Genomic DNA, 25,005 nt, shown 5'->3' on the forward strand with positions numbered 1-25,005 from the left:
ATTGAAAATTTCTCAACAATAGAAATCAAACACAATGAAATTAGAACGCAAAGAAATATTGGCAGCCTTGGAAACTATTTCGGTAGCTGGAGAAGGCAAAAATATGGTGGAAAGCGGTGTAGTACAAAATGTTTTGACCTTTGGAGATGAGGTAGTTGTGGACGTTGTATTGCAAAATCCAGCTTTACACATTAGAAAAAGAGCCGAAGTGGATATTATGAAAGTAATCCACGAAAAAATATACGAAAAAGCCAAAGTAAAGGTAAATGTAAAAGTAGAAACTCCTGAAAAACCTCAAGAAATCAAAGGAAAAGCCATCCCTGGCATTCGCAATATTATTGCGGTTTCTTCGGGTAAAGGTGGCGTTGGAAAATCTACAGTAACGGCAAACTTGGCAGTAACTTTGGCAAATATGGGCTTCCGTGTAGGAGTTTTAGACGCTGATATTTACGGGCCATCTATACCAATCATGTTTGATGTAGAGCGTTCAAAACCAATTTCTGTAACAGTGGATGGGAAATCGAAAATGAAACCGATTACGAGTTACGGAGTAGAATTGCTTTCTATCGGATTTTTTACCTCGCCAGACCAAGCAATCATTTGGAGAGGCCCCATGGCAGCCAAAGCATTAAATCAGATGATTTTTGATGCAGATTGGGGCGAATTAGACTTTTTATTGTTAGACTTACCACCAGGAACAGGAGACATTCACCTTTCGTTGGTGCAATCATTGCCAATCACAGGAGCGGTAGTCGTGAGTACACCACAAGCCGTAGCCTTGGCAGATGCAAAAAAAGGAGTGGCAATGTACACTTCAGAATCGATCAATGTACCTGTATTGGGAATTATCGAAAACATGGCGTATTTTACCCCAGCCGAATTGCCAAACAACAAATATTATATCTTTGGCGAGGGTGGTGCGAAAAACCTTGCAGAAGATTTGCAAGTGCCCTTATTGGGAGAAGTGCCAATCGTACAAAGCATTAGAGAAGCAGGAGATTACGGACGACCAGCGGCATTACAAGAAAACACAGCCGTTGCAGAAGCGTTTATCAATATTGCAAGAAACACAGTCGAGCAAGTGGTAAAGAGAAACGAAAGTTTGCCACCAACGGAAGTAGTAAAAATCACTACGATGGCGGGATGTTCACCAAAGAAATAAAAAAATTAATACTTAAAATAAAAGAAAATGAGTTCAGAAACTATCAGACAAAATGTTGAAAAGGCATTAGAAGAAATCCGTCCATTCTTGCAAGCAGACGGTGGAGATATTACATTAATCGAAATTGAAGACGACAAAATCGTAAAAGTACAATTGAAGGGGTCTTGCCATACTTGCAGCATCAACCAAATGACTCTAAAAGCAGGTGTTGAAACTACCGTAAAAAAACACGCTCCAGAAATCGAAACGGTAATCGCTATCTAATTTATACAACATTAAAAACCTATCAGATTATTCGTTAAACTGGTAGGTTTATTTTTTCAATTATTTTGAATCTTTAAAAATTGATTATTTGACTAAAAAAGTTTATCTTTGGAGAAATTTCATAAACTATGAAAACAATAAAAACAAACCCTAAACAATCAAACATTTTTGAAAATGTTGTAAATCGTTTTGAAGAAAAAAGAGCCTTCTATACCTGAATGGCACAAATCAATATTTGATGAAGATTTAGCTTCATTGGAAAATGATTTGATTAAAAACGATAATCAAAACAATGTTTCTTGGAAAGAATTAAAAAGGGAAATCAAATTATTGCTTTAAATATTATTTACATCAATAAATATGTTTTAGTGATTTATCTACTACATAGATTTATACTCGCACAGACTAGTTTTCTCTAAAAGCGAAGCGTCTCTGACACCTAAAAAACTCAGGTTCTCAGTTGTAAAAAAAAACTATGTGTCTATGTGGTAAAATAATTATTCTACAAAGATTTCAACACAAACAAAAACACATTCTAATCACAAACTACAAATTCATGACAATTCGTGTAATTTGTGGCTAAAAAAAAACATTTATATCACAAACCACTTATTTATGAAAATTTGTAAAATTCGTGGCAAATAAAAACACATTATGATACAAACAGACATACTTATTATCGGTGCTGGCCCTACGGGACTGTTTGCGGTATTCGAAGCAGGATTGCTCAAACTAAAATGTCATTTAATTGACGGATTACCTCAACCAGGAGGACAATTGACCGAACTTTACCCTAAAAAACCTATTTTCGACATTCCAGGCTATCCTTCTGTGGGAGCTGCCGAATTGATTGATAACCTCATGGAGCAAATCAAACAATTTGAACCTGGGTTTACACTCAACGAGATTGCTGAAACCATCGAAAAACAAGAAGATGGCTCGTTTATCGTTACCACTAACAAGGGTACGCAACACCACGCAAAAGCGGTAGCTATCGCAGGTGGATTAGGAAGTTTTGAACCACGCAAACCTGTAATCGACGGATTGGCGTTTTACGAAGACAAAGGAGTGGAATATTTCGTAAAAAATCCAGAACAATTCCGCGATAAAAATGTGGTAATTGCAGGAGGTGGAGACTCGGCATTGGATTGGAGTATCTTTTTGACCGATGTAGCCAAATCTGTAACTTTAGTTCACCGTAGAAACGAATTTAGAGGTGCTTTAGATTCTGTAGAAAAAGTACAAAAACTAAAACAAGAAGGAAAAATCAACTTGATTACTCCTGCCGAAATTACCGAAATACACGGAGATGAGAAAGTAGAAGCTTTGACGGTTTCGTTTCCAGAAACACAGGCTACAAAATGTATAGAAGCCGATTATTTCATTCCACTGTTTGGATTGACACCAAAACTAGGACCTATTGCCAACTGGGGCTTGGAAATCGAGAAAAACGCCATCAAAGTAAATAATGCGTTGGACTATCAAACCAATATCGAGGGAATTTACGCCATTGGAGACATCAACACCTACCCAGGTAAATTAAAGTTGATTTTGTGCGGATTCCACGAAGCTACCTTGATGTGTCAGTCGGTGTACAATCATTTGAATCCTGGTAAAAAATATGTGTTGAAATACACAACCGTTTCAGGTGTAGATGGCTTTGACGGTACAAGAAAAGAGGCTGAAAAAGCTGTGGTAAAATCAATTGAATAATAATTCTAACTCAAAAAACAAACCACCCTTAAAGAGGGTGGTTTGCTTTTTTTAAATTCTAACCAGAAACCGATTTGAACCTTTGAAACACACCCTTTTCATACTTGCAAAAAGACAAAAAAAACAATAAAAACAGTACGCTTTTTTCTAAAAAACATTCTTTATCTCTTCTATTATCATTGCATAGCCACACAAAAAAAGCAATCATAAAAAACTCTCTACCCTATATTTTCTTTTATTTCTCTTGACTGCAAAAAATATTTTTCTAATTTTTTTAGAATCCACATTATTTTTTTTTTTACAAATCTAAAAAAAAAGTATGATTGTTCTAATTCTATTAGTATATTTGCATGCATTTACTTTAAATAACAAAAACAAGATAATAATTTAATTTTTCAACATGACAAAAAAAGTACTTTTCAAAAAAGCTGTTTTAGCTTCTCTAGTTTTATGCACATCATCGGGACTTGTTTACGCACAAAACACGGTAAACATTCCAGATAATAATTTCAAAAACGCCTTATTGAATCTCACGCCCGCAGTAGACACAAACGAAGACGGACAAATACAACTTACAGAAGCACAAAGCTATACCGAAGCTATTGATGTTTCTGACGCTAACATCGTAACTATTGAAGGAATAGAAGCCTTTACAAGTATAACAGATTTTAATTGTGCAGAAAATGAAATCACAACAATAGATTTATCAGCACTCCCGCAATTAAAAAAATTGGATTGTTCTGAAAATTTGATCAACTCTCTTATACTTCCTACCAATAGTAGCTTGGAAGTTTTGATATGTTCAGACAATAAATTAGTAAATCTGAATGTATCGGGTGCTCCTAATTTAAAAGAACTACACGCAAATTACAACGAGCTCATTTCTTTATCACTAAACCAAAATCCTCTTTTGGAAAAAATTTTTTGTGAGAAAAACAAGCTTTCTGCTTTGGATCTAAGCCAAAATCCTCAAGTAAAATACCTACAATGCTCGAAAAACCAAGAGCTCAACATCTTGAATATAAAAAACCAAAACAATGCAAACATGGTATATGCCAAGCTAAATCTAAATCCAAATTTGGAATGTATTGAAGTAGACAATGCTACAGAAGGGTATCTTTACAACACTTCTAAATGGATAAAAGATCCTCATGCAAATTTTCAAAACACTTGTCCTCTTTCTGTAAAATCTATAGAAGCTCTTTCTGTAAAGGTATTTCCTAACCCTACAAAAGAAGTTTTAAATATCACCACAAAATCTACACACAAAGCAAAATTATATTCTACCGAAGGAAAACTTCTGTTGGAAAAAATACTCTTGAAAGGAGAAAACAAAATAGAAATAAACTTTCTTCCTAAAGGTATTTATTTCCTAACCATAGACAATAGTGCTACAAAAATAATAAAAGAGTAAAACCTTGTAAAATAAGAATTTAGTATCTTTAGAATTGTGTATCACAGCACATCAAAACTACAAAAAGGAGACTGTTTGAAAAATATACAGTCTCCTTTTTTTTACAAACAAGCTAATAAAAAGAGGCTTACATTTTTTTGCAAGCCTCTTTTTATTTTTCTTAAAATATTATTTTTTTAATAAATCTCTAATCTCCGCCAATAACTCTTCTTGTGTAGGCCCCGCAGGTTTTTCTTCTACTACAGGTTGTTCTTGTTTTTTCAAACTATTCAATACTTTTACTACCAAAAAGATACAGAATGCGATGATGATAAATTGAATAATCACATTGATAAAGCTTCCGTATTTAATTGCTACTTCAGCAACTCCTTCTGCTTCATTAGCTTCAGTCAATACATACTTCAATTCTGTAAAATCTACACCATCTGTGATGTAACCAATTGGAGGCATGATGATATCATCTACCAAAGATGTAACAATTTTACCAAATGCACCCCCGATAACTACACCGACAGCCAAATCTACAACGCTACCACGCATTGCGAACTCTTTAAATTCTTTAATAAAACTCATAACAAAAATTTTTTTCGCAAAAATAGTGTTTTTTGTTAATGAACAATTTTTTTTTTTAGTTTTTTTAAAAAAAATAATTTCTATAACTCACCATTCATTCAAAGAAAAATAGATTTTTTATACTACGATTTTGTAAAAACAAAAAAAACACTCTGAAGCCTCAGAGTGTTTTAACTATTTCTTATTTCAAAAATGAATGTGCTGTAGTATCTTGATTATCATCATTTTTGTCAGCAAAAATTTTCAATTGTTTCATCCAATAGTAAAATGCTGCACAACTGATCAAGATAAAAATCCAGTTCAACAAATTGGCAACCCACCAATTGCTCAACTCTAAACTTGCCAACCAATCCATTGGCTTCATCAATACATCTACGAATAAAAATTCGATTCCTTTAAAGAACGATTTCCACATAATATTTTTTTATTTAGTATTTTTAACTTTATTAGTAGTAAATTTGAAGCAAAAATAATAAAAAAATCAACACGCCAAGTGTTTCCTTGTTAAATATTATGTTGAAAGAGCTATTTTCTAAGAGTCGCCCTATTGGATATGTTGTAATTAGCGTTGGATTGCTGGTTGCCTACTCCATTTTTCTTTTTGCTGATAGCGGCTGGTTGCAAAACCCTTCGGAGATTGTTACCAAATCTCTTTTATTTATTACTATGGTTGCCACTGTACTTTTGGTTCAGTTTACATCCATAAAAAACCAACTAAATTCCAATAGTTTATACTCCTTTTTCTTTTATTCGTGTTTTATATTACTATTTCCGAGTTATCTCGAAAACAGCAACATCATCATGAGTAATTTTTTCGTATTGCTCGGAGTCAATCGTCTTTTTGCTATGTTTTCATTGGAAAATATCAAACAAAAAATCTTTGATGCGGGAATGTTTTTTGTCTGTGCCTCACTTTTTGACCCTTGGGCTATACTGTATTTTTTACTAATTTATTTTAGCATATTACAATACGGTTCGTCTGATTATCGCAATTGGCTTATCCCTTTTGTGTCGGTTGGTGTGAGTTGCGTACTCATTTATTCCTTTTTTTTGATAGAAAACGGTTCGTTTTTGTCGTTTTTTGAAGATAAATTCATGACTTCTTTCAATTTTCAATATTTTGAAAACGACTACCAACGATTGGCATTGTCTATCTTTGCATCGGCGAGTTGTTTATTTTTTATCAATCAAGTGCGAATATTGAAAGATTTGCCTATGCACCTGACCTCTCATTACAAGAAATTATTGTTTTGTTTTATCATTGGAGTATTGGTGTACATCGTGCAATCTCCAAAGGTAAACGCCTCTTTGTCATACACCTTTTTCCCCCTTTCTATCGCCGCTGGAAATTTGGTTTTATACCTACAAACCAAATGGATGAAAGAAGTAGTATTGTGGGCAACATTGGCAATTGGGACTATATTTTTCCTATTAAATCTATAATTTATGGAATTGAATTTTATCACAAGAAATTATATACAAAACGACTGGGCATTGCTGATTTTTATTACAGCAATTGGTATCATCGCTTACAATCGAAGAGTTTTTGCTGTACAATTTGACGAATTTTCAAAATTGTTGTATTCCAACAAATACATCATGCTCTATAGAGAATCGTCAGAGCTAAAAACATGGTTTACAATCTCAATGACTTTTGTTCAGTTTGTAACCATTTCATTTTTATTGCATACTTTGTGGAGTTCGTACATAGGATATGGCATGCAAGATTTTATGCAATATTTACAAATGCTCAACGCAATCATTTTTATCGTTTTGTCAAAATATTTAATAGAGAAAATGGTTGCAGTGTGTTTTGAATTAGAACATTTTATCGAGCAATTCAACCTGGTAAAAGTGAGCTATCGAAACTATTTGAGTATGATACTTTTGCCTTTTGCCATGATACTTTTTTACAATCAAACGATAGACGAACGTGTTTTGTATTCAATCATAGCTCTTATGCTATTGATAAACATAGGATTGTATGCATATATAATTAAAACCTATCAAAAACAAATCGGTGGTTATTTGTATTATTTTATTTTGTACCTTTGCACCTTTGAAATAGCACCGTATTTTATTCTCTATAAATGGTATGTAAATATGGGCATATAAAAGTAGTCGAAATACAATGAAAGTGAGAACAATTTTGGTGTCACAACCAGAACCCAAAGTAGAAAATTCGCCCTATTTTGAAATTCAACAAAAACACAAAGTCAAAATAGATTTTAGACCTTTTATACATGTAGAAGGTGTTCCGGCTAAAGAGGTTCGTCAGCAAAAAATAGACTTAAACAACTATACAGCCATCATCCTTACGAGCAAAAATGCAGTGGATCACTACTTTAGATTAGCAGAAGAAATGCGTTACAAAGTACCTGAAACCATGAAATATTTTTGTCAATCGGAGGCTATTGCTTACTATTTGCAAAAATATGTGGTGTACCGCAAACGTAAAATTTATTTTGGAGTTAAAGAATTTGCAGATTTGACACCGCATATCAAAAAGTTTAAAGACGAGAAGTTTTTACTTCCAGCTTCGGACAAACTCAATGATGATGTGCCTCAAACACTCGATTCTTTGGGCGTAAATTGGAGTCAAGGCATTTTTTTCCGAACAGCAATGAGCGACCTTTCAGATTTGAGGGATGTAAAATACGACATTCTTTGTTTCTTTAGTCCTACGGGAATTAATTCGCTTTTCAAAAATTTCCCTGATTTCGTACAAGGAAATACACGCATCGCCGTATTTGGCTCTACTACCAAAAAAGAAGCCGAAGACAACGGATTGAGAATCGACATTATGGCTCCAGCTCCAGAAGCTCCTTCTATGACAATGGCTCTAGACAAATACATTCAACAAGCCAATAAATAAAACATAATTGGTCATTCAGACATTGAAAAAATTTACCGAAATTTGTATGTTTTTTCCTTGTGTTGAATGACTTTTTTATTGTATGAAAAAGTTAAAAAACCTTCAAAATATAAAAGTTATTGCCTTTGACGCTGATGACACACTTTTCATCAACGAACCTCATTTTAACCAAGCGGAAAAAATCTTCAAACACATCATGTCGCCTTATATCGACACCGACCAAACAGCAGATTTAATCCTACAACATCAAGTAAAAAATCTTTCACTTTATGGTTTTGGGGTAAAAAGTTATGTACTTTCGATGATAGAGGCTGCTTACACACTTTCGGATTATAAAATTTCGGCAAGAGAAATCGAACAAATCATCCAAGTAGGAAAAGATTTGCTTCAAAAACCTGTTTCGTTGATGCCGGAAATCGAATGCGTATTGCAATTTTTAGCACCCAATTACCGATTGATCGTCGCGACCAAAGGCGATTTGAAAGACCAACATAGAAAATTGCACGATTCGGGTTTGGGTATTTACTTTCACCATATCGAAGTGATGATAAAAAAAAATGAGGAAGATTACAACAAACTTTTAAAGAGATTGGGCGTACAAGCAGAAGAATTTATCATGATAGGAAATTCACTAAAATCAGATATTTTACCTGTATTAAACATTGGTAGTCAAGCTATTTATGTACCTTTTACATCAACTTGGGTGTACGAACAGATCGATTTTAAACCTACACACGACCATTTTTTTGAAATTGAAAAAATTGCAGATTTACCTCTGTTGTTCAACTAAATTTTGATTCTATGTTTCCCATAGCTTTTCATCCCTCATACATACATCCTGTACCCGAAAACCATCGTTTTCCTATGGAAAAATACCGCCTTTTGCCTGAGTATTTACTCAAAGAAGGGATAGTAGCTCACGACTGGTTTTTCGAGCCTACACTGGCGACGGTTGAAGAATTGATTTTGGTACACGATGCTCAATATGTAGAGGATTTTATCAATTTGCGATTGGATGCTAGTGCGACCAGAAAAACAGGTTTTGTTCACAACAAAGAATTAGTAGAAAGGGAATTGTATTTGGTAAAAGGAGCGATTGAAGGGGCAAGAAAAGCTATAAAATCAAAGGTTGCCTTTAATATTGCAGGGGGAACTCATCACGCTTACCAAGCTCATGGCGAAGGATTTTGTATGCTCAATGACCAAGCAGTTGCAGCGGGCGTATTGTTGAAAGAGCAATTGGCAAAAAACATTTTATTCATCGACCTTGATGTACACCAAGGCAATGGTACAGCAGATATTTTTCAAAACGAAGAGCGTGTTTTTACTTTTTCGATGCATGGGAAAAACAATTATCCGTTCAAAAAAGAACAATCTTCGTTGGATATCGCATTGGAAGATAATATTTCAGATGTGGAATATCTACAATTATTAAACACACATTTACAACAAATTATGAATACTTTTCAACCTGATTTTATTTTTTATCAATCGGGAGTAGATATTTTAGAAAGTGATAAATTGGGAAAAATGGGGTGCAGTTTAGACGGATGCAAACAAAGAGATTTAGTCGTGTTTTCCATTGCAAAACAGCATGATATTCCCGTACAATGTAGTATGGGAGGAGGTTATTCGCCCGATGTTTCAACGATTGTACAAGCACACGCCAATACTTTTTTGAGTGCCGTGGAGGTGTTTTTATAAATACAAATCAATCAATCCAGGTGCGGTATTGAATAAAATTTCTTGATTTTCACGATCTACTTTTACGATAAATTCGTCGATGAGAGGTACGAGGATGGTTGCCTCGTTATAAGAGATTTCAAACAAAGCTTGTACACCGTTGTCTGTAACTTTTTCGATGATTCCAAACGCACCTTTTTCTTGGTCAATTGCTTTGAAACCAACAACTTCGTGGTAATAAAATTTATTTCCTTCCAATTTTGGAAGCATGTTTAGCGGAAGATATACTTCGCGTCCTATGAGTTCGTCTGCGTCTTCTTCAGAGGCAATATCTTCAAAAAGCACACGTAAGAAACGCTCTACTTTAAGAGAAGACAGATTATTTACTGTTTAAAATTTCTTACGAATCAGAACATATGAAAGCAACTATTCTATTTACAAAGCAAGTTATGAAATATTTCACATTTTAAAATACATAGCTATCTCCTGTTTCGAAAAATTTTAAACAAACTGACGAGTGTATTTTCTAAACCACACCCTTTATTATCATGATAACCCATCATATACAACAATAAACACAATACATTATTTTATTCCAGCATAAAATTTAAAAATCTTTTTTTTATTTTTTTACGCTTAAAATATGTTAAAATCTACCACGCTTATTTATAAAATTATTATATTTAAAAAGTTTTAACAATCTAAATCATTTTTATTATGTGTAAAAGAAGTATTTTAAGCTTATTGTTAATTAGCCTCTTTTCGTGTCAAAACGAGTTTTCTACAGATACTAAAAATTATGATTCAGAAAACTCGAAAATTGCAAGTAGTAAAATCATTACTATTGCCAGGCCAAAAATTCAGCTGTTAATTTTTTGAACAAAAAATAAAATTAAACTGCGAAAGTAAGTAAAAAGATGTAATATACACATACTAAATGGTTTAGTTTTTTATCAGAGAAATGTTGGAAAGCAAGGCATAGGGTAATTTGACGGGTAAAAACAAAGTTAGGTTTCTAAATCGTTACCTAATGGTGGTTTTAAATATTTTAAGTAAAAGACTATATTTCAGTGTTTTGCACTTGTTTTCATAGCGTATGGTAACTCAATAGAAATTAATTTTGTAATTTAAAAAGTTGAGTTATGCAAGTAAAAAAATCAACCTTCAAAGTGCTTTTCTATCTGAAAAAGAATGCTCCTAAGAAAAACGGAAAAGTGGCCATTATGGGTAGGATTACCATTGATGGTAAAATTGCCCAATTTAGTACTAAACTCGAAATTTTTCCCGATAAATGGGACTTGAAATTCGGCAAAGTCTTAGGTAAGAGTGAAGAAGCTCTTTTATTAAATCGCAAATTGGAAGAACTGAAAACTCGTTTGGTCAATCAATATGACCATTTGATGAAAACAGAAGGCTTTGCCACTGCCGAAAAGCTTAAAAACAGCTTTTTAGGCATTGGAACAATGGACGATTCGCTTTTAAAAGTTTTTGAAAATTTCAACGTTGATTTTGAAAAAATGGTTCAAAAAGGAGTAAGAGGCAAACAGACATTAGCGAAATATCAAAATGTATATACACATCTTTCAGATTTTATTGGTTATAAATACCATCGAAAAGATATGGCCTTTCGGGAGCTTACAGCGGATTTCATTAAAGATTTTGATTTTTATCTTCGTGTTGATAAAGGATTAACACATAATACGATATGGGTATATATGATGCCTTTGTGTAAGATGATTGACATCGCTTTGGAAAAAGATTTGATTCACAAGAACCCATTCCGAGAATACGAAATTACAATGCAGGAAAAAGACCGAGGTTATTTGCTAAAAGAAGAAATTGAGCAGTTATTGAGCTGTACTTTTAAGAGTAAAACCCGTGAATTGGTGCGTGATTTGTTCGTGTTTAGCTGTTTTACAGGACTTTCGTATATTGACATCAAACAGCTTAAAAAGAACCAAATTCAAACCTTTTTTGATGGCAATCGTTGGATTCTTTCCCGTAGGCAAAAAACGAGCAATCCTTCCAATGTTCGCATACTTCCCATCGCTCAAAAAATCATTGATAAATACGAATCCATCAGTAGAGGTGAGTTTGTATTTCCTGTCCCAAGTAATACCTCTTGCAATCTTCATTTAAGAGAAATTAGCTTAGAGGCGGGTATTGATAAAACAAAGCCATTGAGCTTTCATTGGGCAAGGCATACTTTTGGCACCTTATTTCTTACAGAAGGTGTTCCTTTGGAAAGTGTTAGTAAAATGATGGGACACAAGAATTTGAAAACCACACAGATTTATGCTAAAATCACCAATGAAAAAATCAGTAAGGATATGGAAAAAATCGCTTGTAAATTCAATGATTTTGGTGAGCGATTAGTCGCTTCATTATAACGTAGTTGATTGTCTATCAAAGATATTCGATTTTAGTATTTACCGATACAGGGATTGTTTACAATTTTTGTATCGGTTTTTTTATTGGCTTTTATTCGGCAGAGGAAGGCTACTTCATTTCATTTTAGTTAGTAATGGTGTGTGCGTTTGTTTATGGTATTTTCTCCTGTTTTATTTATGGGGTAAGAAGCCGATATGGGTGTTCGTTTTCGAGAGCAAAGGTATTTCTGTGTTTGTAACGCTTCTACAAGGTCAAGCCTTTGGTTTTCAAAAAAATCTCCACACCCGTTTTCAACAGGGGTTGTATTTTTTTGAAAAACCTTGTAGCCGCTAAACACAGACCTTTTAGGCTCTCGAAACGACAACCGCATATTCCGGCTCTTTATACGAATAAAAAAATGTCGAAAATGATAAAAATGAACGCACTACTTACTACTTGTTTTAATGAAACGACTTCGCTCTTCCTCTCATTGCCGAATTAAAAATTTTAGTTAAGATGAGCAAGTATGCTTATGTTTTTTGTGCTTTCTCTTTTATATTTAGAAACTTACCTATTTGTATGCTTACTTATACACGCACGTACCTACATATTTACATACATATATGCACAAACAAGTAAGTGTGTAAGTATTTACGTTTGCAGATAATCACATAGGTATTATCGTATTTGTTTACGTACGTATGTACATATGTAAGTACGTTGGTACGTAGCTACGTAGCTACATACATATGTATGTGCGTACAAAGAAACATACACAATTACACACGTATTTACATAAGGAAGTCTTTGGCATTATAGGGCATTCAATGGCAAGGAATGATATATCTGCTAAATGATTGAAATTCGGTTGTTTTGCACAAAAACAAAAGACAATGATTTTGGAAGGTCTTTCTTTCTTTTTCAAAGCTAATTTTAATGCGACCGATAGGGAGTATTTTCTGTTCACCCGAACAGAGCAAGTTGTGTTTTGAGATGCTCAAAATATTTTCCGCATCTCAAAACCACTTGCCCTTGCAGGGAGCTGAAAACCTCTCCAAAGTCGTGGTTTTTTAACTTAACAACCGATTTTATAAATAACACTATGGACACAAAAAATATTCAACATAAGCAATATAACGGACGACACAAAAGCTCAATCCAACCACACATCGGTATGTGTTTCGACTAAATGATGAAGATAATGCTAAATTTCTATCCCTGTTTGAACAATCGGGAATGAAAATCAAAGCTCATTTTATCACTTCGGTATTATTTTCCAAAGAAATCAAAAGTGTAAAATTCGATAAATCAGTATTGGATTTTTATATCAAACTCACCGAACTCTATGGGCAATTTCGGGCGGTGGGAGTGAATTACAATCAGATAGTAAAGATTTTGTATCGCAATTTTTCCGAAAAGAAAGCCGCTGCCTATCTGTTCAAACTTGAAAAACAAACGGCTCAAATGGTAGCTATCTGTAAAGAAATTATGGCTATTTCACAACAATTAGAACAACATATCACTGAAAAAATAATGACGTGTAAGACATCAAACTTCATTTTATATATTTGATTTACAATTTATTAAAAAGTACATTATGAAAATAGATAAAAAATTTATCGATTTATTTTTTTAGACAAGTATAAATTATTATTTTTGCTAATCTAAACACAATAACAAACTAATAATATTAAAAAACTAAAAACCAATAAACTAACTAATTTAATTGTAAGTAAAATGAAAATCAATCACACACTTCCAGAGCTTCCATATGATAAAAACGCTCTAAACCCGATTATTACCGAGGAAACTTTTGACTATCACTACGACAAGCATCACGCTACCTATGTAAATAACCTTGCTGGATTGGTAAAAGATACCGAATGGGCGGAAAAAGACATCGTGGATATCATCCGAAAAAGCCACGCACAAAACAATGTAGCTATTTTCAACAATGCGGCTCAGCATTGGAATCATTCCTTTTTTTGGAATTGCCTGTCGCCCGATGGCGGAAAAAATCCTACGGGGAAAATCGCCGAACTCATTAACCGCGATTTCGGAAATTTTGAAAATTTTAAAGAACAATTCTCTACCACTGCCGTAAAATTATTCGGTGCAGGTTGGGCGTGGCTGGCTCAAAATCAAGAAGGAAAACTAGAAATTCTCCCAATGAAAGATGCCTACACTCCACTTACCGAAAACAAAACGCCTATTCTCACCATTGATGTATGGGAACACGCTTACTATATCGATTACCGAAATGCAAGACCCAAATTCGTGGAAGGTTTCTGGGAATTGGTCAATTGGAATTTTGCTAACCAAAATCTAAAATAATATGAGTGATACTTGTGTAAATCATATCGAAAATTATTGGAAATTTTTGACAGAAGAAGCTAATAAATTTTTCGATGAAGGAAATTACGAACTTGCTTTAGATGGCTACCTAAACGCCTTATATAGAGCAGAAGTATTGAATAGCAATTTGCCAGATTGTGTGCGATTAAAAGTGCCTTTCATACAAGTATATACCATTTCGTGTTACAATTTGGCAAATTGTTATCAAGAAGTTAAGGATTTGAACAGAGCCGAAGAGATATTGCAAAAAGCAATATATTTTCTTTTGCATTTCTATCAGAAGGATTATCAAAAGGAAATCATTGAAAAAGAATTAAGAAAATCTATTCTCAATTACCTTAGTTTTACTCAAAAAAGTAATGTTAGAACATCAAAGACAGATGCTTTCTTAACTTATTTAAAAAATCAAATAACAAAAAATAATTTACAAAATATAAAAACATTTGATTATGTGCAATTCAATTAAAAAACTGATTCAGAGAGAACAATTACAACTCATTCAAAAAGGAATACTAAGTATTGGGGACAAATTACCTGAATTTACTAAAAAAGCCGTTATTTCTACAAAACAAGGCATAGAAATTTCTGAAATTACAAATAACTATGCAACGGAGCAAGGAAAGTGGATGGTGCTTTTTTGGTGGCCCAAAGATTTTACTTTCGTCTGCCCAACAGAAATTGTAGAATTCAACAAAAACAACGAAAAATTCGCAGAGAGAAATGCTTTGCTGATTGGTGCTTCAACTGATACTGAATATGTACATTTAGGGTGGAGACAAAATCATCCCCAATTAGCAGACCTTTCTATCCCAATGCTTGCTGATACTTCCAAATCTTTATCCGAAGAAATGGGAATTTTAAACTGCGAAGAAAAAGTTGCTTATCGAGCTACTTTTATCATTGACCCACAAGGAATTATACAATGGGTGAGCGTTTATCCTATGAATGTAGGAAGAAATGTAGAGGAAGTACTTCGTGTATTAGATGCTCTCCAAACGGAAGAATTAACTGCCTGTGGATGGAAGGCAGGAGAACAAACACTCTCTCAACAATTAAAAAACCAATAAAATGACCGATATTTACCTTTGTACAGAACTCAAACGATATACTCACAATTCACCATCTGAAAAAGGCACAATGATCCGATTTATTCGTAACGAAAAAGATTTGCAAAAGATTGATATTCAAGAAAATTTAAAATCAGAAATTCGTCAATCATTCGACAAGAAAGAGAATAAACATTGGTGTCTTTGGCAAGAAGAAAAAAGTTTGCTGGTAGCCGTTTCTAAAGATGAATTAGAAGATTTAAGGCAAATAGGTGCGAATGTTATAGGCTCATTACAGCGTTCCGCTGCCTCTCCCTCTACAGAAGTGGTATTCGAAAATCTAGAAATGTTTTCCGAAAAAGAAAAATACGCTCTCTTGGAAGGTATGTTGCTTAGCAGTTATCATTTTGATAAATATCTATCCCAAAAAAGGGAAGGCAAAATCACGCTATTTATTTCAGAAACCGCAGTTTCAGAACAGCAATACAAGGAACTTAATATACTTCTCGAAGCCATTTCCCTCACCAAAAACGCAGTGAATGAACCTGCTAATTATATGGACGCACTCAAATTTTCAGAATGGGCACAAGGAGCAGGTGAAAAATTCGGTTTTGAAACGGAAATTCTTCATAAAAAGCAAATCGAAACCCTGAAAATGGGCGGTTTGCTTGGGGTAAATAAAGGTTCGGAAATACCACCCACTTTTAATATTATGCACTACAAACCGAAAAATGCAATAAATGATCAGCCGTTAGTTTTGGTGGGCAAAGGCGTAATGTTCGATACGGGCGGTTACTCACTCAAAGTGGGTGGCGTAATGAGTACAATGAAATGCGATATGGCAGGTGGTGCAGCCGTTCTAGGAGCGATGTGTGCCATTGCAGGCAATCAATTACCTTATTATGTCATCGGTATTGTACCCGCTACGGATAATAAAATCAGCTCCAATGCCTTAGTGGTAGATGATGTGATTACCATAATGGACGGCACAACGGTAGAAGTGCAAAATACCGATGCCGAAGGACGGCTTGTACTCGCCGATGCTCTGTGCTATGCGAAAAAATTCAACCCCGAATTGGTGATTGATATGGCTACGCTCACAGGAGCTTCGGCAGCAATAACGGGAAGTTTTGGTATTGCAGGACTTTCCAACCACCAAGAAAGTATCGATGCTCTAAAATCCATTGGCGAAGAGGTTTATGAACGCATTGTACAGCTCCCTCTTTGGAAAGAATATGCCGAACTCATAAAATCTGATATTGCCGACCTTAAAAACATTGGTGGACCAATTGGCGGAGTCAGTACAGCAGCCAAATTCTTGGAACATTTTACCGATTACCCTTGGGTACATCTCGACATCGCAGGAGCAGCTTTTCTCAAAGACAAAAAAGGCTATAAACAAAGCGGAGCAACCGCCGTTCCTGTAAGATTAATATATGAATTTGTAAAAAGTAAATGCTAATGAAAATCAAAAATTTATTCATCGTATTATTAGGTATAGGAGGTACATTGTTGTACTCTTGTAAAAATGAAAAATCATCTTTTGAACCCGTTGAAAATTCAGCAAAAGTAGAATGGACAGCATATAAAACTACCGACAAATTACCTGTAAAAGGAACTTTTGAATCGGTGGATTTAATTAATCTTTCTGAGGGAAAATCCGTTGAAAATTTCTTAAACAATGCCGAGTTTTCTATTAATGCCTTAAAGTTGTCAACAGGAGATCCTTCCAGAGATGAAAAAATTAAAAATTTTTTCTTCGGATTGATGAATGAAGCAGGAAAAATATCGGGAAAATTCATTTTTGAAAATCATCAATGGGTTATAAAGCTAAGAATGAATGGAATTAGTGTAAATAATATTCCAGCAGAAATTCAATTCAAAGATAATTTATTGAAGGTCAAATCTTCCATCGATTTAAAAGAATTTAAAGCTTTGAAAGCCTTAGAAGTGCTTAACTCAGTTTGTTTCGATTTGCATAAAGGTGCTGATGGAATAAGTAAAGTATGGGAAAATATTGATATACAGGCATCTGTAAAATTAAAGGAAGCTAAAAAATGATTACCGAACCTCTTTTAATAGAAAACAAAGACCGCTTTGTCATTTTTCCTATACAGCACAACGATATTTGGCAATTCTACAAAAACGCCGAAGCTAGTTTTTGGACGGCAGAAGAAGTGGATTTGTCGCCCGACCTCCACGATTGGCAAAACAAACTCAATGATAACGAACGATTTTTCATCTCGCGGGTGTTGGCGTTTTTTGCCGCCAGCGATGGCATCGTCAATGAAAACCTTGCCATCAACTTCCTCCAAGAGGTGCAATATCCTGAGGCACGATGTTTCTACGGATTTCAAATTATGATTGAAAACATCCATTCCGAAATGTACTCGCTCCTCATCGATACTTATGTAAAAGACCCTACCGAAAAAGACTATTTGCTTCGTGCCATCGAAACCATTCCGTGCGTTACCAAAAAAGCAAAATGGGCGTTGCGATGGATTACCAAAGGAAGTTTTGCCGAGCGACTCATCGCCTTTGCTGCCGTGGAAGGCATCTTCTTTTCAGGAAGTTTTTGCTCTATTTTCTGGCTCAAAAAACGCGGTTTGATGCCAGGGCTCACCTTTTCCAACGAACTCATCAGTCGGGACGAAGGTTTGCACTGCGATTTTGCTTGCTTACTCTATGCCAATCACCTACAAAACAAACTTTCGGAAGAAACCGTAAAAGAAATCATCGTAGATGCCGTTGCCATTGAAAAAGAATTTGTTACCGATGCACTCCCTGTGAAACTCATTGGGATGAATGCCGAACTAATGTGCCAATACATTGAGTTTGTTGCCGATAGATTGCTCGTTGCCTTGGGTTGTAATAAAGTATGGAACGCCACCAATCCCTTTGATTTTATGGAGCTTATTTCCCTGCAAGGAAAAACCAATTTCTTTGAACGGCGTGTGGGTGAATATCAAAAAACAGGCGTAGCACAAAGCAGTAGCGAACAAAACGCTTTTTCACTCGATGAAGATTTTTAAGTAATTGTTAATTAACAATTAATCATTAACCATTAAAAAATGAAACTCCCCATTTTTGCTTACGGAAACAATGTGCTGAAGACTAAGGCAGAAGCTGTAACACCCGATTTTCTCAATTTGAACGAACTCATCGACAATATGTGGGAAACGATGGAAAAAGCCAATGGCTGTGGATTGGCAGCACCACAAGTGGGTAAATCTTTGCGGTTGTTCGTTGCCGATTCAAAGGTGCTTTACGATGTGATGAACGAGGACGAACGAGCCGAACTTTTTGAACCCAACGATACAGGTATTCGGCGGGTGTTTATCAATCCGCAAATAAAAAATCTTTCCGAAGAACAATGGGAAGAAGTGGAAGGCTGTTTGAGTTTGCCCTTTTTATCAGGAAAAGTAGCCCGTTCGTGGTCGGTGGAATTGAGCTATCAAAACGAACAATTTGAAACCATCACCCAAACTTTTAGCGGAATGACCGCACGCGTGATTCTCCACGAATACGACCACTTGGAAGGCATTCTCTACATTGACCGAGTGAAACCCTTGGCGAAAAAACTGATGCAATCCAAACTCCAAAAACTATTGAAAGGAAATCTAGTTCCTGCTTATGCTATGAAATTCAAATAAAAAAAAGAAATGTTTGTAATAAAGAGAAACGGAAAAAAAGAAGCCGTTCATTTTGATAAAATTACGGCTCGTATTCATAAACTCATCTACGGCTTATCGATTTCGGAAAAAGATGTAATTGAAATTGCTAAAAAAGTCATTCAAGGGATTTACGACAATGTTACCACTACCGAACTGGACAACCTTGCGGCAGAAACCGCCGCCGCACAAACTACCATTCACCCTGATTTTTCGGTCTTGGCGGCACGCATCGCCGTGAGCAATTTGCACAAAAACACTCTCAAATCGTTTTCAAAAACCGCTCAATTGCTCTACGAATACACCGACCCCATAACCCAAACCCACGCACCTCTCATCTCCGAAGAAATTTATAAAATCATTCGTAAAAACGCCGATGAACTCGACAGCAGTGTCATCTACGACCGCGATTATAATTTTGATTACTTCGGATTTAAAACCTTAGAGCGTTCCTACCTCATTCGCACCAATGGAAAGGTAACCGAACGCCCACAGCATCTCTTTATGCGTGTGGCGTTGGGCATTCACAAAGAGGATATTCAGGCAGCCATCGAAACTTACAACTTAATGAGCGAAAAATGGTTTATACACGCCACGCCAACGCTCTTCAACGCGGGTACGCCCAAACCGCAAATGTCGTCGTGCTTCCTACTCAGTATGACCGAAGACAGCATCGCGGGGATTTTCGACACCCTTAAACGCTGTGCTTTGATTTCGCAATCGGCGGGTGGTATTGGCGTAAGCATTCATAACATTCGTTCTACAGGGAGCTACATCAAAGGTACAGGCGGAATTTCCAACGGCATTATTCCGATGCTTCGCGTGTTCAATGACACCGCTCGGTATGTAGATCAAGGCGGCGGCAAACGCAAAGGTGCTATTGCCGTCTATATCGAACCGTGGCACTCGGATATTTTTGATTTTATTGATATTCGTAAAAATCACGGTAAGGAGGAGATGCGCGCAAGGGATTTATTTCCTGCCCTTTGGATTCCTGACCTCTTTATGCAACGCGTAGAAGCCGACCAAATGTGGTCGCTCTTTGACCCCAACGAAGCACAAGGGCTGTACGAGGTGTATGGCGAAAAATTCAACGAACTTTATACCACTTACGAAAACGAAGGAAAATTTCGCAAGCAAATCAAGGCACGCGAACTCTGGACAGCCATTCTCGAAGCTCAAATCGAAACCGGTACACCTTATATGTGCTACAAAGATGCCGTGAATGAAAAATCAAACCAAAAGAACATTGGTACGATACGAAGCTTCCAACCTCTGCACCGAAATAATGGAATACACCAATGCTGATGAGGTGGCGGTGTGCAATTTGGCTTCCTTGGCTTTGCCTCGCTATGTTTCGGACAAGGGCTTTGATTTTCAAAAACTCTATGAAGTAACCAAAATCGTTACGCGAAATCTCAACAAAATCATTGACGGAAATTATTATCCCATTCCCGAAACCAAAACTTCTAATGACCGCCACCGTCCGATAGGTTTAGGTGTGCAAGGATTGGCAGATGTGTTTTTACTTCTTCGTTTGCCCTTTGAAAGCCCAGAAGCACGAAAGCTCAATAAGGATATTTTTGAGACCATTTATTTTGCTTCGATGGAAGCCTCGATGGAATTGGCAAAGGAGCAAGGAGCGTACAGTTCGTTTGCGGGTTCGCCTCTTTCGGAAGGAAAATTTCAGTTTGATTTATGGCAAGTAGCCCCTTCTGACCGCTGGGATTGGGAAAAACTTCGCAACGAAGTGATGACCCACGGCATACGCAATTCGCTCCTTTTAGCACCGATGCCCACCGCCTCTACTTCGCAGATTTTGGGCAACAATGAGTGCTTTGAGCCTTACACCAGTAATATTTATAACCGCCGTGTGCTTTCGGGTGAATTTGTGGTGGTCAATAAATTCTTACTCAAAGACCTCATCGAATTGGGCTTGTGGAACCCCACGATGAAAAACAAGCTCATCGCCGAAAATGGCTCGGTGCAAAACATTCCTGAAATACCGACCGAACTGAAAGAATTGTACAAAACCGTTTGGGAAATCAAACAAAAAACCGTTATTGATATGGCGGCAGACCGCGGGGCTTTTATCTGTCAGTCGCAGTCGCTCAACCTCTTTATGGCAGAGCCGAATTTTGCAAAGCTCACCTCAATGCACTTCCACGCGTGGAAAAGCGGACTGAAAACGGGTATGTACTACCTCCGTACCAAAGCCGCCGTAGATGCTATCAAATTTACCGTAGACACTCAGATGCTTTCAGGACAATCACAAGTAGCCTGCTCACTAGACAACCCAGAGGAATGCCTAGCGTGTGGGAGCTAATCAATGAAAAATCATCATCTAAAAATCAAAATACCATGACAAAATTATTTTTAGTCCGACACGGACAATCGCAATGGAATTTAGAAAACCGCTTCACTGGTTGGAAAAATGTAGACCTCACCGAGCAGGGCAAACAAGAGGCAAAAAATGCAGGTTTGGTCTTGAAATCCGAAAAAATAGACGTGGCTTTTACCTCCCAATTGATACGGGCTCAGCACACTTTGGAAATCATTCTCAACCAATTGCCCAACAAAGAGGGCATCTCTGTAACGAGCCATCAGGCACTCAACGAGCGAGCTTATGGCGACCTCGAGGGGCTGAACAAGGCAGAAACGGCAGAGAAGTACGGCAAGGAGCAGGTGCATCTTTGGCGGCGTTCGTTTGATGTACCACCATCCAACGGCGAGAGTCTCAAGGATACTTACCACCGCGTGATTCCGTATTTTGAAACGGCAATCAAACCGCTTTTGCAACAAGGGAAAAATGTCTTAATCGCCGCTCACGGCAATAGCTTGCGCGCCTTGATTATGTATTTGGAAAATCTTTCGCCCGAAGAGATTATCAAACGAGAGATTGCCACAGGAGAGCCTATCGTTTATGGATTTGATAAAAAATTCAACGCTATCAAAATCGGGAAGACCATCGGCAACCACCTGTAAAGCTATTTCGATAGAGAGGAATCTATTTCGGTTAGAAAGAAATAATGTTCGGTGAATTAGAAATTTATTTTAGTTAGAAAGAAATGAATTTCGGTCAATCAAAAATGGTATTTGGTCAATCAGAAATGATATTTGGTCAGCCAAAAATGAATTTCGGTCAGCCGAATATGATTTTTTTATCTAAAAGGATGATTTTTTGATAAAGAAAAAATGATATTTTGATACAAAAAAATGGATTATCAACTTTGATAGTTCATTTCTACAGGTTGATGATTCATTTCTGACACTTGATAAATCGTTTCTGAAGGTTGATGATTCATTTCTAACATTTGATAAATCATTTCTGCAAACTAATAATTAAAAAATATAGAAAGATGACAGAAGCACAACAAGCCATCATCAGCATTGCCCAAGGCTTGGACGAAGCTAATGCAGTGGTCAAGCCTTCATTTGAAGCTCAGTTTGAAGCACTGGTTGAATATATAGATGATTTGATTCAAAGGGATTTTAACAAGCTCATCAGTATTCTTTATCGGGTAGATGTTTCTGAAGAGAAGCTCAAAAAAGCCTTACAAGAGAACAAGCATACGCCTACCTGTCAGGTAATCGCTACGATGCTTTTGGAACGTGAACTCGAAAAACGAAAGCGGAGAACTTTGTATAAGCAACCGCCTCAATAGTAACGATTCCTAAAAAGAATTAATTCAACAACAAGAGTAAGGGCAGATTTATTTCATTAAAAGGTGAGCTGTATGTATATTTTTTTCATTTCGATTTTTTGATAAAGAACTAGAATGTGTTGTTTTCACTTTAATAATCACATTTACATTTGGAATTGAAAATAACTAATTGAGTGTCTTTTCGATCTTATAATGGAAACTAGAAGTCAATACTCAAAACGTGATAAGAGACTTGGATACAGTAGCTAAAATACTTATTTTGAGCATAACAACAAGTTAAAGCAATTACGGGATGGAAAAATAAACATCAGTAAAATGATAGATATTTTTAACAGGATTTTTAAAGTTTGATTCGAAACATAGTCATCACACTTTTCACAGGACGAAAATACGTTCCAAACCCGGAACATCGTTCTTGGATGAGCTTAAAAAGTCATTGGAAGAATATATGGATAAAGAATGATTTTATAAGTAGATTTTTATTGATAATGCTTGAGTGGGACTACCTCTTCCTATTGACCTTTTGAAGCAGGTGCGGTTGCAGGCAGTGATTTAAAATCACTGCCTGCAACCGCACCTGCTTCATAGGGCAAAGGTAAGTTTTTTTGCCAGTTTGTAAATAGTTCGTACCTTTGTGCCATTGAGTTACAGCGCAAAACAAGTAAAATCAGTAAAAATGGTTCCATTACCAAATCATTACCTTATACACTTCAGAAAATAATTAACTGCTTGATAATAAGAATTTTGAAAAATTAGTTGCATTTTTTTCAAAAAAATTAAAGCAAACAAATGGCTTACCCAACCTTTCTATTAATCTAATAGAAGATGTACAAACCATTGAAAACAACAATGGCACTCCGATTATGTATGCTATAAATTTAGCAAATAACAATGGTTTTGTAGTCTTGTCTGCTTCAATTGTTGAAAAACCCATTTTGGCATATAATCAACAAGGAAGATTTGATTTTGCAAACTGGAATGAGGTAAATGGTGGTTCTTCAAACCCATCAATAAATTATATTTACAATCAACACATGATTAATAACATAAATCCAAAATAATTATGAAAAAATTAGTTTATTTATTTTTTAGTTTAATTGCATTTATAAGCTGCAATAAAAACGACGACAATCAGATAGGAGAAGTTTTTAATGCAAACTTTATTTATCTAAAATTCTCTGACGCACAAGGAAATGATTTGTTTCAAACCAATGTGTATAAACAAGATAAACTTAGTGTTTTTGTAACAGATGAGAACTGGAACGATTTATATTACACAAGTGGTCATCGCAATGGTCAAAAAATGGAAAATGTAGAAGGATATGCAAAAGTTAGAAGTATAGACTATGTAGATAATCGTACTATTTTAGGTTTATTATTAGTTTATGAACACGAGGTTGAAAACAACCTCGTTACATCATATTACAAATTGCAATACGATGATAATATGTTTGATTACATCAAAGTCGTTGCTGAAAAAGGAGAAAGATTCTTTTATATTAGAAAAGTATATTATAATGAAGTGGAATACACTTTAGAAGAAGATAGCACTCCTATTATAAACATTATCAAATAATTTCTAAATCAAATACACAAAGAAAAACTGCCTTTGATTTATTTCTTAGGCAGTTTTTTATTTCAAAATATTGTGTGAGTTCAAAAAAAATCACAAATACAAATCAATCAATCCAGGTGGGGTATTGAATAAAATTTCTTGATTTTCACGATCTACTTTTACGATAAATTCGTCGATAAGAGGTACGAGGATAGTCGCCTCGTTATAAGATATTTCAAACAAGGCTTGTACACCGTTGTCAGAAATTTTTTCGATGGTTCCAAACGCACCTTTTTCTTGGTCAATTGCTTTGAAACCAACTACTTCGTGGTAGTAAAATTTATTTCCTTCCAATTTTGGAAGCATATTTAGCGGAAGATATACTTCGCGTCCTATGAGTTCGTCTGCGTCTTCTTCAGAGGCAATATCTTCAAAAAGCACACGTAAGAAACGCTCTTTGTGGATGCAAGATTTTTCAACAAAAAAAGGAACCAAATGCCCATTGATTTCAACGAACATTGATTCCAATTCTGTATAAGATTCCGGCTCATCTGTATCTAAATAGACAAGAACTTCGCCTTTGAAACTAAATTTCTTAGCAATTTTTCCTAAATAAAAACAGTCTTTTTTACGCATTCCAAATTGCTTTACAATGTTAA

29 protein-coding genes and 1 pseudogene are annotated in these 25,005 nt (G+C 35.6%); 25 read left to right on the top strand and 5 right to left on the bottom strand.

The features are described from left to right. The first annotated feature begins 34 nt into the window (after positions 1-34). The 5 genes from AB4865_RS01000 (at position 35) to AB4865_RS01020 (ending at position 4,553) form a co-directional block, all read left to right on the top strand. Complete coding sequence (locus AB4865_RS01000) at positions 35-1,162, top strand: P-loop NTPase (RefSeq protein WP_372473878.1); 1,128 nt, start codon at positions 35-37, stop codon at positions 1,160-1,162. Positions 1,163-1,189: 27 nt separating this feature from the next. Then, on the top strand, positions 1,190-1,426 hold the full coding sequence (locus tag AB4865_RS01005; protein WP_372473879.1) for a NifU family protein: 237 nt from the start codon (positions 1,190-1,192) through the stop codon (positions 1,424-1,426). 189 nt (positions 1,427-1,615) lie between these two features. Beyond that, entirely contained in the window at positions 1,616-1,765 is a 150-nt protein-coding gene (locus AB4865_RS01010) for a hypothetical protein (protein WP_372473880.1), read from the top strand. 315 nt (positions 1,766-2,080) lie between these two features. Continuing rightward, a complete protein-coding gene (locus AB4865_RS01015) occupies positions 2,081-3,139 on the top strand; it encodes an NAD(P)/FAD-dependent oxidoreductase (protein WP_372473881.1) in 1,059 nt (352 codons plus the stop codon). Positions 3,140-3,539: 400 nt separating this feature from the next. After that, on the top strand, positions 3,540-4,553 hold the full coding sequence (locus tag AB4865_RS01020; protein ID WP_372473882.1) for a T9SS type A sorting domain-containing protein: 1,014 nt from the start codon (positions 3,540-3,542) through the stop codon (positions 4,551-4,553). 168 nt (positions 4,554-4,721) lie between these two features. Here the strand turns inward: AB4865_RS01020 and mscL are convergent, their stop codons facing one another. Further along, on the bottom strand, positions 4,722-5,126 hold the full coding sequence (gene mscL, locus AB4865_RS01025; RefSeq protein ID WP_372473883.1) for a large-conductance mechanosensitive channel protein MscL: 405 nt from the start codon (positions 5,124-5,126) through the stop codon (positions 4,722-4,724). Between the two features lie 181 nt (positions 5,127-5,307). Then, positions 5,308-5,541: a uracil phosphoribosyltransferase gene (locus AB4865_RS01030; protein ID WP_372473884.1), complete on the bottom strand. Its 234-nt coding sequence runs from the start codon at positions 5,539-5,541 to the stop codon at positions 5,308-5,310. A gap of 98 nt (positions 5,542-5,639) precedes the next feature. On the opposite strand from AB4865_RS01030, the gene AB4865_RS01035 reads away from it, so the two are divergent. The 5 genes from AB4865_RS01035 (at position 5,640) to AB4865_RS01055 (ending at position 9,705) form a co-directional block, all read left to right on the top strand. Further along, positions 5,640-6,569, top strand: a complete 930-nt coding sequence (locus tag AB4865_RS01035) for a DUF6427 family protein (RefSeq protein ID WP_372473885.1) — start codon at positions 5,640-5,642, stop codon at positions 6,567-6,569. Between the two features lie 3 nt (positions 6,570-6,572). Next, a complete protein-coding gene (locus AB4865_RS01040; RefSeq protein WP_372473886.1) occupies positions 6,573-7,241 on the top strand; it encodes a DUF4271 domain-containing protein in 669 nt (222 codons plus the stop codon). A gap of 16 nt (positions 7,242-7,257) precedes the next feature. After that, a complete protein-coding gene (locus AB4865_RS01045) occupies positions 7,258-8,001 on the top strand; it encodes a uroporphyrinogen-III synthase (RefSeq protein ID WP_372473887.1) in 744 nt (247 codons plus the stop codon). A gap of 82 nt (positions 8,002-8,083) precedes the next feature. After that, positions 8,084-8,791: an HAD family hydrolase gene (locus AB4865_RS01050; protein WP_372473888.1), complete on the top strand. Its 708-nt coding sequence runs from the start codon at positions 8,084-8,086 to the stop codon at positions 8,789-8,791. Positions 8,792-8,802: 11 nt separating this feature from the next. Continuing rightward, on the top strand, positions 8,803-9,705 hold the full coding sequence (locus tag AB4865_RS01055) for a histone deacetylase (protein ID WP_372473889.1): 903 nt from the start codon (positions 8,803-8,805) through the stop codon (positions 9,703-9,705). On the opposite strand, the gene rimM (AB4865_RS01060) is transcribed toward AB4865_RS01055, so the two are convergent. Next, positions 9,700-10,062: a ribosome maturation factor RimM gene (gene rimM, locus AB4865_RS01060; protein WP_372474866.1), complete on the bottom strand. Its 363-nt coding sequence runs from the start codon at positions 10,060-10,062 to the stop codon at positions 9,700-9,702. The two genes, AB4865_RS01055 and rimM (AB4865_RS01060), sit on opposite strands and share 6 nt — an antisense overlap. Positions 10,063-10,826: 764 nt before the next feature. On the opposite strand from rimM (AB4865_RS01060), the gene AB4865_RS01065 reads away from it, so the two are divergent. The 13 genes and pseudogenes from AB4865_RS01065 to AB4865_RS01125 all read left to right on the top strand — a co-directional run bounded on the left by AB4865_RS01065 (position 10,827) and on the right by AB4865_RS01125 (position 23,254). Beyond that, positions 10,827-12,074: a site-specific integrase gene (locus AB4865_RS01065; protein ID WP_372473890.1), complete on the top strand. Its 1,248-nt coding sequence runs from the start codon at positions 10,827-10,829 to the stop codon at positions 12,072-12,074. A gap of 1,156 nt (positions 12,075-13,230) precedes the next feature. Further along, positions 13,231-13,626 (top strand): conjugal transfer protein MobA, encoded by a 396-nt coding sequence (gene mobA, locus AB4865_RS01070; protein WP_372473891.1) that lies wholly within the window; start codon positions 13,231-13,233, stop codon positions 13,624-13,626. A gap of 165 nt (positions 13,627-13,791) precedes the next feature. Continuing rightward, complete coding sequence (locus AB4865_RS01075) at positions 13,792-14,388, top strand: superoxide dismutase (RefSeq protein ID WP_372473893.1); 597 nt, start codon at positions 13,792-13,794, stop codon at positions 14,386-14,388. A gap of 1 nt (position 14,389) precedes the next feature. Further along, positions 14,390-14,875 (top strand): tetratricopeptide repeat protein, encoded by a 486-nt coding sequence (locus tag AB4865_RS01080; protein ID WP_372473894.1) that lies wholly within the window; start codon positions 14,390-14,392, stop codon positions 14,873-14,875. After that, positions 14,859-15,476: a peroxiredoxin gene (locus AB4865_RS01085; RefSeq protein ID WP_372473895.1), complete on the top strand. Its 618-nt coding sequence runs from the start codon at positions 14,859-14,861 to the stop codon at positions 15,474-15,476. The genes AB4865_RS01080 and AB4865_RS01085 overlap by 17 nt, the downstream gene beginning before the upstream one ends. 1 nt (position 15,477) lies before the next feature. Further along, positions 15,478-16,917: a M17 family metallopeptidase gene (locus AB4865_RS01090; RefSeq protein WP_372473896.1), complete on the top strand. Its 1,440-nt coding sequence runs from the start codon at positions 15,478-15,480 to the stop codon at positions 16,915-16,917. After that, positions 16,917-17,516 (top strand): hypothetical protein, encoded by a 600-nt coding sequence (locus AB4865_RS01095; protein WP_372473897.1) that lies wholly within the window; start codon positions 16,917-16,919, stop codon positions 17,514-17,516. The genes AB4865_RS01090 and AB4865_RS01095 overlap by 1 nt, the downstream gene beginning before the upstream one ends. Continuing rightward, positions 17,513-18,487 carry a ribonucleoside-diphosphate reductase small subunit gene (locus AB4865_RS01100; protein WP_372473898.1) on the top strand — a complete coding sequence of 325 codons (975 nt, stop codon included), beginning with the start codon at positions 17,513-17,515 and terminating at the stop codon, positions 18,485-18,487. The genes AB4865_RS01095 and AB4865_RS01100 overlap by 4 nt, the downstream gene beginning before the upstream one ends. A 39-nt stretch (positions 18,488-18,526) precedes the next feature. After that, positions 18,527-19,108, top strand: a complete 582-nt coding sequence (gene def / locus AB4865_RS01105; RefSeq protein ID WP_372473899.1) for a peptide deformylase — start codon at positions 18,527-18,529, stop codon at positions 19,106-19,108. A 9-nt stretch (positions 19,109-19,117) separates the two neighbouring features. Beyond that, positions 19,118-21,452, top strand: a pseudogene (locus AB4865_RS01110) (ribonucleoside-diphosphate reductase subunit alpha). A gap of 35 nt (positions 21,453-21,487) precedes the next feature. Then, entirely contained in the window at positions 21,488-22,111 is a 624-nt protein-coding gene (locus tag AB4865_RS01115; protein WP_372473900.1) for a 2,3-diphosphoglycerate-dependent phosphoglycerate mutase, read from the top strand. A gap of 374 nt (positions 22,112-22,485) precedes the next feature. Then, positions 22,486-22,791 carry a hypothetical protein gene (locus AB4865_RS01120; RefSeq protein ID WP_372473901.1) on the top strand — a complete coding sequence of 102 codons (306 nt, stop codon included), beginning with the start codon at positions 22,486-22,488 and terminating at the stop codon, positions 22,789-22,791. Between the two features lie 322 nt (positions 22,792-23,113). Next, positions 23,114-23,254, top strand: coding sequence for an RteC domain-containing protein (locus AB4865_RS01125; RefSeq protein WP_372474867.1), 141 nt, complete (start codon positions 23,114-23,116; stop codon positions 23,252-23,254). A gap of 49 nt (positions 23,255-23,303) precedes the next feature. On the opposite strand, the gene AB4865_RS01130 is transcribed toward AB4865_RS01125, so the two are convergent. Then, positions 23,304-23,477 (bottom strand): hypothetical protein, encoded by a 174-nt coding sequence (locus tag AB4865_RS01130; RefSeq protein WP_372473902.1) that lies wholly within the window; start codon positions 23,475-23,477, stop codon positions 23,304-23,306. A 132-nt stretch (positions 23,478-23,609) separates the two neighbouring features. On the opposite strand from AB4865_RS01130, the gene AB4865_RS01135 reads away from it, so the two are divergent. Continuing rightward, positions 23,610-23,852 carry a Spi family protease inhibitor gene (locus AB4865_RS01135; RefSeq protein WP_372474868.1) on the top strand — a complete coding sequence of 81 codons (243 nt, stop codon included), beginning with the start codon at positions 23,610-23,612 and terminating at the stop codon, positions 23,850-23,852. Positions 23,853-23,854: 2 nt separating this feature from the next. Then, positions 23,855-24,367, top strand: coding sequence for a hypothetical protein (locus tag AB4865_RS01140; RefSeq protein WP_372473903.1), 513 nt, complete (start codon positions 23,855-23,857; stop codon positions 24,365-24,367). Positions 24,368-24,457: 90 nt separating this feature from the next. Here the strand turns inward: AB4865_RS01140 and rimM (AB4865_RS01145) are convergent, their stop codons facing one another. Next, the gene (rimM, locus tag AB4865_RS01145; protein ID WP_372473905.1) at positions 24,458-24,982 is read right to left on the bottom strand and encodes a ribosome maturation factor RimM; all 525 of its coding nucleotides are present in this window, start codon (positions 24,980-24,982) and stop codon (positions 24,458-24,460) included. Positions 24,983-25,005 lie beyond the last annotated feature (23 nt).

This window comes from Capnocytophaga sp. ARDL2 (assembly GCF_041530365.1).
GTDB lineage: Bacteria > Bacteroidota > Bacteroidia > Flavobacteriales > Flavobacteriaceae > Flavobacterium.

Coding starts and splice junctions, on each gene's coding strand:
- AB4865_RS01000 (WP_372473878.1), top strand. CDS start 35: ATGAAATTAGAACGCAAAGAAATATTGGCAGCCTTGGAAACTATTTCG.
- AB4865_RS01005 (WP_372473879.1), top strand. CDS start 1,190: ATGAGTTCAGAAACTATCAGACAAAATGTTGAAAAGGCATTAGAAGAA.
- AB4865_RS01015 (WP_372473881.1), top strand. CDS start 2,081: ATGATACAAACAGACATACTTATTATCGGTGCTGGCCCTACGGGACTG.
- AB4865_RS01020 (WP_372473882.1), top strand. CDS start 3,540: ATGACAAAAAAAGTACTTTTCAAAAAAGCTGTTTTAGCTTCTCTAGTT.
- mscL (WP_372473883.1), bottom strand. CDS start 5,126: ATGAGTTTTATTAAAGAATTTAAAGAGTTCGCAATGCGTGGTAGCGTT.
- AB4865_RS01030 (WP_372473884.1), bottom strand. CDS start 5,541: ATGTGGAAATCGTTCTTTAAAGGAATCGAATTTTTATTCGTAGATGTA.
- AB4865_RS01035 (WP_372473885.1), top strand. CDS start 5,640: ATGTTGAAAGAGCTATTTTCTAAGAGTCGCCCTATTGGATATGTTGTA.
- AB4865_RS01040 (WP_372473886.1), top strand. CDS start 6,573: ATGGAATTGAATTTTATCACAAGAAATTATATACAAAACGACTGGGCA.
- AB4865_RS01045 (WP_372473887.1), top strand. CDS start 7,258: ATGAAAGTGAGAACAATTTTGGTGTCACAACCAGAACCCAAAGTAGAA.
- AB4865_RS01050 (WP_372473888.1), top strand. CDS start 8,084: ATGAAAAAGTTAAAAAACCTTCAAAATATAAAAGTTATTGCCTTTGAC.
- AB4865_RS01055 (WP_372473889.1), top strand. CDS start 8,803: ATGTTTCCCATAGCTTTTCATCCCTCATACATACATCCTGTACCCGAA.
- AB4865_RS01065 (WP_372473890.1), top strand. CDS start 10,827: ATGCAAGTAAAAAAATCAACCTTCAAAGTGCTTTTCTATCTGAAAAAG.
- AB4865_RS01075 (WP_372473893.1), top strand. CDS start 13,792: ATGAAAATCAATCACACACTTCCAGAGCTTCCATATGATAAAAACGCT.
- AB4865_RS01080 (WP_372473894.1), top strand. CDS start 14,390: ATGAGTGATACTTGTGTAAATCATATCGAAAATTATTGGAAATTTTTG.
- AB4865_RS01085 (WP_372473895.1), top strand. CDS start 14,859: ATGTGCAATTCAATTAAAAAACTGATTCAGAGAGAACAATTACAACTC.
- AB4865_RS01090 (WP_372473896.1), top strand. CDS start 15,478: ATGACCGATATTTACCTTTGTACAGAACTCAAACGATATACTCACAAT.
- AB4865_RS01095 (WP_372473897.1), top strand. CDS start 16,917: ATGAAAATCAAAAATTTATTCATCGTATTATTAGGTATAGGAGGTACA.
- AB4865_RS01100 (WP_372473898.1), top strand. CDS start 17,513: ATGATTACCGAACCTCTTTTAATAGAAAACAAAGACCGCTTTGTCATT.
- def (WP_372473899.1), top strand. CDS start 18,527: ATGAAACTCCCCATTTTTGCTTACGGAAACAATGTGCTGAAGACTAAG.
- AB4865_RS01115 (WP_372473900.1), top strand. CDS start 21,488: ATGACAAAATTATTTTTAGTCCGACACGGACAATCGCAATGGAATTTA.
- AB4865_RS01120 (WP_372473901.1), top strand. CDS start 22,486: ATGACAGAAGCACAACAAGCCATCATCAGCATTGCCCAAGGCTTGGAC.
- AB4865_RS01130 (WP_372473902.1), bottom strand. CDS start 23,477: ATGGAACCATTTTTACTGATTTTACTTGTTTTGCGCTGTAACTCAATG.
- AB4865_RS01140 (WP_372473903.1), top strand. CDS start 23,855: ATGAAAAAATTAGTTTATTTATTTTTTAGTTTAATTGCATTTATAAGC.
- rimM (WP_372473905.1), bottom strand. CDS start 24,982: ATGCGTAAAAAAGACTGTTTTTATTTAGGAAAAATTGCTAAGAAATTT.